This is a genomic window from Devosia sp., from assembly GCF_034675085.1.
In the GTDB taxonomy this organism is placed as follows: domain Bacteria; phylum Pseudomonadota; class Alphaproteobacteria; order Rhizobiales; family Devosiaceae; genus Devosia.
Genome location: NZ_JAUCDN010000131.1, coordinates 1 through 8,668 on the forward strand (window position 1 = coordinate 1; position 8,668 = coordinate 8,668).

Annotated in this window: 8 protein-coding genes; 1 reads left to right on the forward strand and 7 read right to left on the reverse strand. The window is 64.3% G+C overall.

All coding sequences use genetic code 11. The features are described from left to right. Positions 1-148 precede the first annotated feature (148 nt). From VDP82_RS09855 to VDP82_RS09885, 7 genes are all read right to left on the reverse strand, one after another. Positions 149-1,315 (reverse strand): ABC transporter substrate-binding protein, encoded by a 1,167-nt coding sequence (locus tag VDP82_RS09855; RefSeq protein WP_323014676.1) that lies wholly within the window; start codon positions 1,313-1,315, stop codon positions 149-151. Between the two features lie 148 nt (positions 1,316-1,463). After that, complete coding sequence (locus VDP82_RS09860; protein ID WP_323014677.1) at positions 1,464-2,318, reverse strand: sugar phosphate isomerase/epimerase; 855 nt, start codon at positions 2,316-2,318, stop codon at positions 1,464-1,466. Between the two features lie 3 nt (positions 2,319-2,321). After that, positions 2,322-3,725, reverse strand: coding sequence for a CehA/McbA family metallohydrolase (locus tag VDP82_RS09865; protein ID WP_323014678.1), 1,404 nt, complete (start codon positions 3,723-3,725; stop codon positions 2,322-2,324). A gap of 177 nt (positions 3,726-3,902) precedes the next feature. Continuing rightward, the gene (locus VDP82_RS09870; protein ID WP_323014679.1) at positions 3,903-5,006 is read right to left on the reverse strand and encodes an ABC transporter ATP-binding protein; all 1,104 of its coding nucleotides are present in this window, start codon (positions 5,004-5,006) and stop codon (positions 3,903-3,905) included. A gap of 4 nt (positions 5,007-5,010) precedes the next feature. Next, complete coding sequence (locus tag VDP82_RS09875; RefSeq protein ID WP_323014680.1) at positions 5,011-5,844, reverse strand: carbohydrate ABC transporter permease; 834 nt, start codon at positions 5,842-5,844, stop codon at positions 5,011-5,013. Between the two features lie 10 nt (positions 5,845-5,854). Next, positions 5,855-6,796 carry a carbohydrate ABC transporter permease gene (locus tag VDP82_RS09880; RefSeq protein WP_323014681.1) on the reverse strand — a complete coding sequence of 314 codons (942 nt, stop codon included), beginning with the start codon at positions 6,794-6,796 and terminating at the stop codon, positions 5,855-5,857. 211 nt (positions 6,797-7,007) lie between these two features. Then, entirely contained in the window at positions 7,008-8,354 is a 1,347-nt protein-coding gene (locus VDP82_RS09885; RefSeq protein WP_323014682.1) for an extracellular solute-binding protein, read from the reverse strand. Positions 8,355-8,441: 87 nt separating this feature from the next. On the opposite strand from VDP82_RS09885, the gene VDP82_RS09890 reads away from it, so the two are divergent. Further along, positions 8,442-8,668, forward strand: a 227-nt coding sequence (locus VDP82_RS09890; protein ID WP_323014683.1) for a hypothetical protein, incomplete at its 3' end; no start/stop codon positions are given.

Here is an 8,668-nt window from a genome sequence, read left to right on the forward strand (position 1 = left end):
CCCTGTGGGGAGGGATCAAGGGAGGGGGACGTTTGGCCCCGGTATCGGGGCTCCCTGCACCCCCTCCCAGCCTCCCCCATCAAGGGGGAGGTGCCGGCTGGTGGGGGCGGTGAGATCATGCCTCATACGCGATGCCCGCCCCTTGGGATCAGGGCGCCTTCCAGCCGGGGTCGCCCTGGTTCTCGAAGGTCTGGATTTCCTTGTTGATATATTGCCCGTCCACCTGGGCCACTTCGCGCAGATAGATGTTCTGTGTCATGTGCCGGTTTTCGGGGTTGATGGAAACCGGGCCGCGCGGGCTGGTCCAGGCCAGGCCCTTGACCGCTTCGACGGCCTTGGCCGCATCCTGCTGGCCGCCGGTGGCCTCGATCATCCTGGAAATCACATACATGCCGTCAAAGGCGCCCACGGCGGGGAAGCTGAGATCGGCGGCGCTGCCCAGCGCCTTGGAGGCGGCGGCGACAAAGGCGTGGTTTTCCGGGGAATCATGGCTGACGGCGTAGTGGAAGGTGGTCAGCACCCCCAGGGCATTGTCGCCCAGGGCGAACAGGTCCGGCTCCTGGGTCAGATCGCCGGGGGCAAGCAGGGCGACGCCGGCGCTTTTGAGGCCGTTTTCGACATAGGACTGCATGAAGCCCAGCGTGGCGGGGCCGGCGGGCAGGAAAGCGAAGACCGCCTCTGCCCCCGAATCCTTGATGCGCTGCATGATCGGGCTGAAATCATTGGTGTTCATCGGCATGCGGATGGATTCGACGATCTCCCCGCCCGCCCCGGTGAAGCCGGCGACGAAGGCATTTTCCGAATCGATGCCGGGGCCGTAATCGGACACCACGGTGATGACCTTGTCGATGCCGCGCTCGCGGGCGACCGACGCCATGGGCGTCGAGGTCTGCCAGGTGGTGAACGAGGTGCGCACCACATAGGGGCTGGCATTGACGATGGCCGAGGTGGCGGCGTTGAACACCACCATGGGCACATTGGCCTCTTCCAGGATCGGGGCGGCGGCCATGGCGTCGGGGGTGTAATAATAGCCGGCCAGATATTGCACGCCCTCGCCCACCACCAGCTCCTGGGTCAGGGCGGCGGACTGCGCCGGATCGGCCGCCGGCAGGTCGCGATAGACGATTTCCAGATCATGCCCGGCCACCTGGGAGCCGTTGAGCGCCAGCCAGGCGTCGATCCCGGCCTGGAAATTGCGCCCTTGCAGGGCCGCCGGGCCCGAGAAGGGGCCGACCACGCCGATCTTGATGGTGTCGGCAAAGGCCGTGCCGCTCAAAAGAGCCACGGCCAAGGGTGCCAGAAGCAGCTTGTTCATCGTTTCCTCCCAATGGCGGCGGGTCCGCCAGCATGACCGTTTGCCGGTCGATGCCCTGATTTGTGTCAGATTGGAACCCCGGCCGGAAATGAATTCGCCGGGGCGAGGTATAATCCTAAGGTTATGATTGGATTGGCGCGGGGCGGCGTCAGGCGGAAATATCGCGCATGAAGGCCAGGTTGCGCGCCGCCAGTTGCAGCGGGGTTTCGCTGGCATTGGCCGCAACGTCCTGCTCGACCACCACCGGGCCGGAAAAATGGCGCGCCGCCAAGAGAGCCATCACCGCCCTGATATCCACCGCGCCATCGGGCAGCGGGCACATGACGCCTTCGCCATAGGAGGCGGCGATGGAGAGTTCGCCGCCCAGCACGCGGGCGCGCACCCCGGGATCGACATTCTTGAGATGCATATAGGCGATGCGGGGAAAGACTTTTTCCATATAGGCCAGCGGGTCCTGGCCCCAGAAGGCATGGTGGCCGGTATCGAAGCAGAGATCGATATCGGTCTCACCGAGCAGGCGGTCGATCTGGGCTTCCCTTTCGACGGCGGTGCCGACATGGGGGTGGAAGCTGAGCTTGAGCCCGTGCTCGCCCTCGACCCGCGCCTGCGCCGCCCGCACCATGACGACGAGCCCGCGCCAGCCCTCCTCGTCGAGCACGCCTTCGCGGCCGGCGGGATAGAAATTGCTCTCGTCCATGATGACCAGATGGCGCGCACCCAGCTCGACCAGCAGCCGGGACAGATCGTCCAGCGTGGCGAGGAAGGCCCCGGCGCTGGCGGCGTCGCCCAGCGTATGCACATGGGTGGCCCCGATCAGGGTGAGGTCGCGCTTTGCCAATTCATCGCGCAGCCGGGCGGCATCCTTGGGAAAATAGCCGAAGGGGCCCAATTCGGTGCCGCGATAGCCCGCCGCGGCGACCTCGTCGAGATATTGCTCCCAGCCATAGCGGTTGCCGGTGGGATAGGCGATGCCCCAGGAACAGGGCGCGTTGCCGATAAGCATGGGTCAGGACCTGATATAGATGGGATTGCCCAGCGCGCGGCGGATGGGCTGGGTGGCAAGGTCGAGATTCCTGAGCTGCCAGGGCAGCTCGCGCCCCTCCAGCGCGGCGGTGAATTCGGCCACGAGCCGGTCGCGGCTGGCGCCGGCGACGATCTCAGCGCGCAGGAATTTTTGCGGCGCGGCGACGGGCAGGCTCGCCTGCCAGTCCTCGCCGGCGATCACGGTTTCCGAGCGGGTGCCGTCGGCGTCGATGAGAGCCAGAATGTCGCCCGCCGCGCCGCGCACATGCAGCTCCACCTGCGAAAGCGCCGCTACCGCGCCACCCATCGGCGTGTCGCCGGCGCGCATCTCCAGATGCGGCCCGGTGGGGCTTTCGGTGATGTAGCCATGGCCCGATTTCATCGCGGCCAGGATGGCGTCCTCGGACAGTTCGGGGAGAAAAAGCACGGTGGTGGGCCGGGCCAGAACCAGCGGGCCTTCGGGCAGCAACCGGTCGGGCTGGTGGAAATCCGAGCCGCCAATGGCCGAGAGCTTCAGCCCCGAGGCAAGCCGCGCCTGATAGCGCTCCAGCGACACCCAGTTCCAGGCCAGCCAGGTGGATTGCCAGACTTCCTGGCAGTCCGCCTCGGGGAAATCATAGTCCCAGGGAATGGTGGGCTTGTCGTGATTGATCGAAAGCAGGCCGCCCTTTTCATGCACCAGCCCGGCCAGCACATGGGCGTCAGCCCCCTTCGTCATGCGGAAGTCGATCCAGTCATCGACGCCATAGACATTGGCATGGCCGATGGCGGTGGTCACCTCCATGGCGCGCACGAAGATCAGGTCGGGCGAGGAATTGGGATGGAAATAGCGCCGCTGAGTGATGGTGTTGTGATCGGCCACGGCAAGGAAGTCGAGCCCGGCCTGCCGCGCGGCGGCATGCAGCAATTCCGGCGCGCCGCGCGCATCGGAATGAAAGGTGTGGCAATGCAGATCCCCCTTGTACCAGCCGGCCTGCTGGCGCACCGGAAAGGTGCGGGCCGGCTGCGGGGCGAGGGCGCGCGGGGCGTCATCGAGGGTGATGGTGACGCTGGCCTGGGCTCCGGCTTCGGGAATCTTGTAGAGGCCGAGAATGACAGTCCAGTCACCCGGCTGGATCGGACCATGCACATAGCCCGGCGTGGCGTCGTCGGTGGCGATGAAGAAGCGGTCGCGCGCGCCACCGCTCCAGCCGCGAAACCCCTCTTTGCTGGGATAACCCGTATCGCGCGGATCGAAGGCGCCCAGATCGATGATGCAATCCTCGGCCTTTGGGTAGGCGAGGCTGACATCGATGCGGGTGGTGCCGGGGGGCACGGTGAAGGGAATGTAGAAATAGGGGTTTTTGGCCTGGTCGGCGCGGGTGATATGGGTGGTGATGGTGGTCATTGCCAGTCGATACCCTTGCTTCCTTCTCCCCTTGTGGGAGAAGGTGCCCCGAAGGGGCGGATGAGGGGTTGGGGGCTTCCACAAGTGCTGTGCGTGTGGAGAGAACCCCTCACCCTGATTTTCTGCTGAACGCAGAAAATCTGTCCCTCTCCCGCAAGGGGAGAGGGGAAGAGAGGCCTATTCCCCCGCCGCCGGGATGCGCTTTCCGGTGTGGTCGAAGAGGTGAATATGCTCGGGGGCGAAGCCGAGCGTCACCGTTTCCCCCAGGTCCAGATGCTCATCGATGAAGATGCGGGCGGTGACGCGCGCGCCCTCGCCGCGATCTATGGTGACGAGGCTTTCGGGGCCCATGTTCTCATTGGCGAAAAGCGGCGCGGTGACGCTGTTGGCCGCACCGGCCTCGGCGATGAACAGGTGTTCGGGCCGCACGCCCAGGGTAAGGGCGGAGCCGGCGGCCAGCGCCTTGCCGATGGCGTCGGTCATGGGCAGGGCGCCGATATTGGCGCCTTCGGCAACAAGCCGGAGCTGGCCATCGGCCTGCGTGCCCTCGACGGCGATGAGGTTCATCGGCGGATTGCCGACGAAATTGGCGACGAAGGTGGTGGCTGGACGCCGGTAGATCTCGATGGGCGAGGCGAACTGCACGATGCGGCCCTGATCCATCACGGCGATGCGGGTGGCCAGCGCCATGGCCTCGGCCTGGTCGTGGGTGACATAGACCGCCGTCATGCCCATGTCGCGCTGGAGATGGTTGAGAAAGCCTCGGGCTTCGAGCCGCAGCTTGGCGTCGAGATTGGAAAGCGGCTCGTCGAAGAGATAGATCCGGGCCGGATAGACCAGCGCCCGGGCCAGCGAGGTGCGCTGCTGCTGGCCGCCGGAAATCTGGCTGGGCAGGCGGTCCATCAAATGGCCGATCTTGAGCACGTCGGCCACTTCCTTGGCGCGGGCATGGCGCTTCGCCACGGCCTCGCCCCGCACCTTGAGCGGATAGGCGATGTTGTCGGCCAGGTTCATATGCGGATAGAGCGCGTAATCCTGGAACACCATGGCGATGTTGCGGTCCTTGGGGTGGAGATGGGTCACCTCTTCCCCGCCGATGAGGATCTGCCCGGAACTGGGGGTTTCGAGCCCCGCCATCATGCGCAGCGAGGTGGTCTTGCCGCAGCCCGAGGGGCCGAGCAGGCACACGAACTCGCCGTTCGCGATGTCGAAGCTCACATCGGCGACCGCCTTGAAGTCGCCGAAGCTCTTGGTGACGTTCCTGAATTCAACAGATGCCATGGATTTAAGCCTTGATGCCGCCAAAGAACCGGAAGCCGAACTTCCAGCTGACGAAGAGATAGAGCCCGATGACCGGCAGGGAATAGATGAGGGAATAGGCTGCCAGCAGCGTCACCACCGGCGTGCCGGCCTCCGAATAGAAGGAATAGATGGCCACTGCCGCCGGCATGTTCTGGCTCGAGCGGAGCAGGATGAAGGGAATGAGGAACGAGCCCCAGATGTTGACGAAGGCCCAGACCACCACCACCACGATGCCCGGACGGATGACGGGCAGGGCCACATCGAAAAAGGCCTGCACCGGCGAGGCCCCGGCGACCATGGCGCTTTCCTCGTAGGATTTGGGAATGCCGTCGATGAAGTCGCGCAGGATGAACATGGCGGTGGGCAGCAATCCGCCCGCGAAGGTGAGGATGACGGCGATATGGGTATCCATCAGCCCCGCCGCCGAGACGATCAGGAAAATGGGCACCATCGCCGCCGTGCCCGAGACGACCGAGGAAAACAGCAGCAGGATATAGGTGACCGCGCCTTTTGCCGGAAGGGATGAGCGCGAAAGCGCATAGGCGGCCAGCGTGGCGGCGGCGCCCACCAGGATCACCCCGCCAACGGCCTGGATGAGGCTGTTCCACAGGGCCTGCATGGCAAAGCCATTGCCGAACACGGTGGCGAAATTGGACAGCGTCCAGGGATCGGGCAGCGCCAGGCCCAATTCGGCGCGGGCATTGAACGGCGCGAACAGGAACCACACCAGCGGCAGGGCGAAGGCGGCGCCGATGATCGCGGCAAGCCCCGAAAAGGCGATGCGGCTGAAAAGGGCGGGAAATGAAATCTTCTTCATGATGGGCTCCTCAGCTCTGCGCGGCTTTTTTCTTGCCAATGCTGAGATAGACCAGCGCGAAGGCCAGGTTGATGAGCATCATGATCACCCCCACCGCCGCGCCCTTGCCGAACTGGAAGTCCTGGAAGGCGACGCGGTAATTGTAGATGGAGACCAGTTCCGTGCGGTAGCTGGGCCCGCCATTGGTCAGAAGGAACGGGGTGAAGACGTTGAACGTCCACATGGTGATCAGGATCAGGTCGGTGACGATATGCCCCCGGATGAGTGGCAGGCCGATATCGCGGAATTTCTGGAACGAGGAGGCGCCGGCCACGTCCGCGGCCTGGAAATAGCTCGGCGGAATGGAGGCGAAGGCCGAGTTGAACAGCATCATCGAAAAGGCGGCGCCGCGCCAGGTGTTGAACACCACGATGACCCAGAAGGGGTGCTGGAGCAGGAAATCGCCGGGCGGAAGGCCGACGCTTTTCAGCAGCATGTTGAGCGTGCCGGCGTCGCGGTCGAGAAAGGCGAACCAGGCAAAGCCGATGACGACCTCGGGCAGGATCCAGGCGCCGATGACGAAGGTTTCCACCATGCGCTTGACGGCCGGCGGCACGGTCTGGATCAGCCAGGCCAGCACCAGGCCCAGCAGCGCCTGGCCGAGCAGCGCCGAGCAGAGCACGAACTGGGTGGTCAGGATGAGTGAAAAGCCGAACTGGCCGCGCTGGAAGAAGGTCGCCGGATCGAACAGCGTCAGATAGTTGGCCAGCCCGACAAATTCGGGGTTGAGCGCGGTGCGGCCCAAAAGGGTCCGGTTGGTGAAGGAAACGAAGATCACCCAGAAGAAGGGGAAGATGACGAAGACCGAAACCAGCAGCCCCGCCGGCAGCAGGAAGGCTCCGCCGGCCCGATTGGAGAGCAGGGCGAAATTGCGGACCTTTTTGGGTCTGGCGGCGAGCGGTTCGGTGGTCATGGAGGGTCTGGCTCCTTGAAAGGAGGGGGTGTCTGCGAGAGCGTATCGGATTGATCCGAAAACCGCTCCGCACGTTCAGTCCGATGCGCTGTCGGCTCATCGGCCCGGTCCCCGATGTCATCCCGGCTCAGGGCCGGGATAACACCGTGGGCGTTGGTGGCCTTTCCCCGAAATCCCGGCACGCCGGAGCGCGCCGGGCGGGGCAGGGAGCCTAGAGCAGGCTGACCGTGTTGTCGGCGCCGACGATGGCGGTGACGGCGGTCTTGTACTGGGCCATGGCTTCTTCGGGGCTGAGTTCGCCCGAGACCACCGCTTCGGTCATGCGCTGGATTTCCTGGCTGACCGCGTTGTAATGGGCGTCATTGGGACGGGCCGTGGTGATCGGCAGCAGCGCCTGGCTGGTTTCGGTCAGGAACGGATTGTTCGGGATCGGAACGTCCGAGCGCGAGCGGATGCCCGGCTGGAAGTCCTGGAACGCCGTCATCTGGTCCTTGCTCATCATGAAGGAGAGGAATTTCCAGGCTTCCTGCGGGTTTGCGGTATTGGGATTGATGACGTAACCCGTGCCGCCCGAGATGGAGACGAAGTCCTGCCCGCGAATGCCCTCGCCGGGGTTTTCGGCCGGCATCTTCTTCCAGCTCATCACCGTATCGCGGTCCTTGACCTCGAATTCGGCGCCGGGCGCGGTGACCGAGCGATAGAACCAGTCGCCCTCGACCAGCATGGCGGTCTTGCCGTCACGGAAATTGGCGAAGCTGCGGTTGCGGCCATCGGCCAGCAACTGGGCGCGCTGGTCGCCCAGGCCCTCATCGACATAGATGGTCTTGTAGAGGTTGAGGGTGTCCAGGATGCCCTGGCTGGAGACGATATACTTGCCGTCCGCATCGGTGACGCCTTCGCCCGTGCCCAGAAGGGCCATCCAGTAGCCCTGCATGGTGGTGGCTTCGCCCATGGCGACGCCGGCATTGAGCTGGAACGGGGATTCAACGCCCGCCGCCTTGAGCTTGCGGGCGGCGTCGAGCACGTCGGCCCAGGAGGTCGGCTGCCAGGAGGCGGCGTCGATGCCGGCTTTCTCCAGCAGGTCGGAGCGCACGAAGATCATGCGCACGTCAGTGCCCAGGCCCACGCCATAGGTCTGGCCCTGATAGGACAGGATGGAGCGGATGCCGGGGGAGATGTGATCCCAGCCTTCCCACTTCGCATAGGGTTCCCCGATCATCTCGTCGAGCGACTTGAGCAGCCCGCCCTCGGCAAAGGAGGGGATGAGGAAGCCGTCAAAGCCCGAAATGTCGGGGCCCGCGCCGGTAGAGAAATCCAAAGCCAGCTGCTGGGTGAGCTGGGCATCCTCGCCGCCGAACTGGTTCAGCGTGACGTTGATGTCGGGATTGGCCGCTTCGAAGGCGGGAATGACGCTTTTTTCCAGCCATTCGGCGGTGGCGCTGTTCACCCCGCCAATGACGCAGCGACAGGTGATGTCGATATCGACGGCGAAGGCCGGCACCGCCATGGCGGATGCGCCGACAAGACCAAGCGCAAGACTGCGCAGACGATTGCTCATAGCAATACCTCCCAGGATTTGGCTCCGAATTCTCCGGTAGCCGGTTTGGCCCGTCGCTGGGCAATTCCATGCGCAGGCCCCATCAAGATGAACACGTTTTCATTTTTCGTCAATGCGGAGAATTCGATGACGAAACGGCGCCCTCGGGTGCAGCGGCAGAATAGCCTGCTTTTGCAACAAAGCTGCGACATTTTCCATATCGATTGCAGTGGGGTGTGGCGAAGCCCGCTTGACAGTCACTTCATGGCGGGCAAGAAAATGAACACGTTTTCATTTTCAAGGATGAATGCCGTGAGCGAAGCGGCGCAAGCCCC

Bases quoted from the DNA above. Each gene is read 5' to 3' on its own strand.
- VDP82_RS09855 (WP_323014676.1), bottom strand. From the start codon at position 1,315: ATGAACAAGCTGCTTCTGGCACCCTTGGCCGTGGCTCTTTTGAGCGGC.
- VDP82_RS09860 (WP_323014677.1), bottom strand. From the start codon at position 2,318: ATGCTTATCGGCAACGCGCCCTGTTCCTGGGGCATCGCCTATCCCACC.
- VDP82_RS09865 (WP_323014678.1), bottom strand. From the start codon at position 3,725: ATGACCACCATCACCACCCATATCACCCGCGCCGACCAGGCCAAAAAC.
- VDP82_RS09870 (WP_323014679.1), bottom strand. From the start codon at position 5,006: ATGGCATCTGTTGAATTCAGGAACGTCACCAAGAGCTTCGGCGACTTC.
- VDP82_RS09875 (WP_323014680.1), bottom strand. From the start codon at position 5,844: ATGAAGAAGATTTCATTTCCCGCCCTTTTCAGCCGCATCGCCTTTTCG.
- VDP82_RS09880 (WP_323014681.1), bottom strand. From the start codon at position 6,796: ATGACCACCGAACCGCTCGCCGCCAGACCCAAAAAGGTCCGCAATTTC.
- VDP82_RS09885 (WP_323014682.1), bottom strand. From the start codon at position 8,354: ATGAGCAATCGTCTGCGCAGTCTTGCGCTTGGTCTTGTCGGCGCATCC.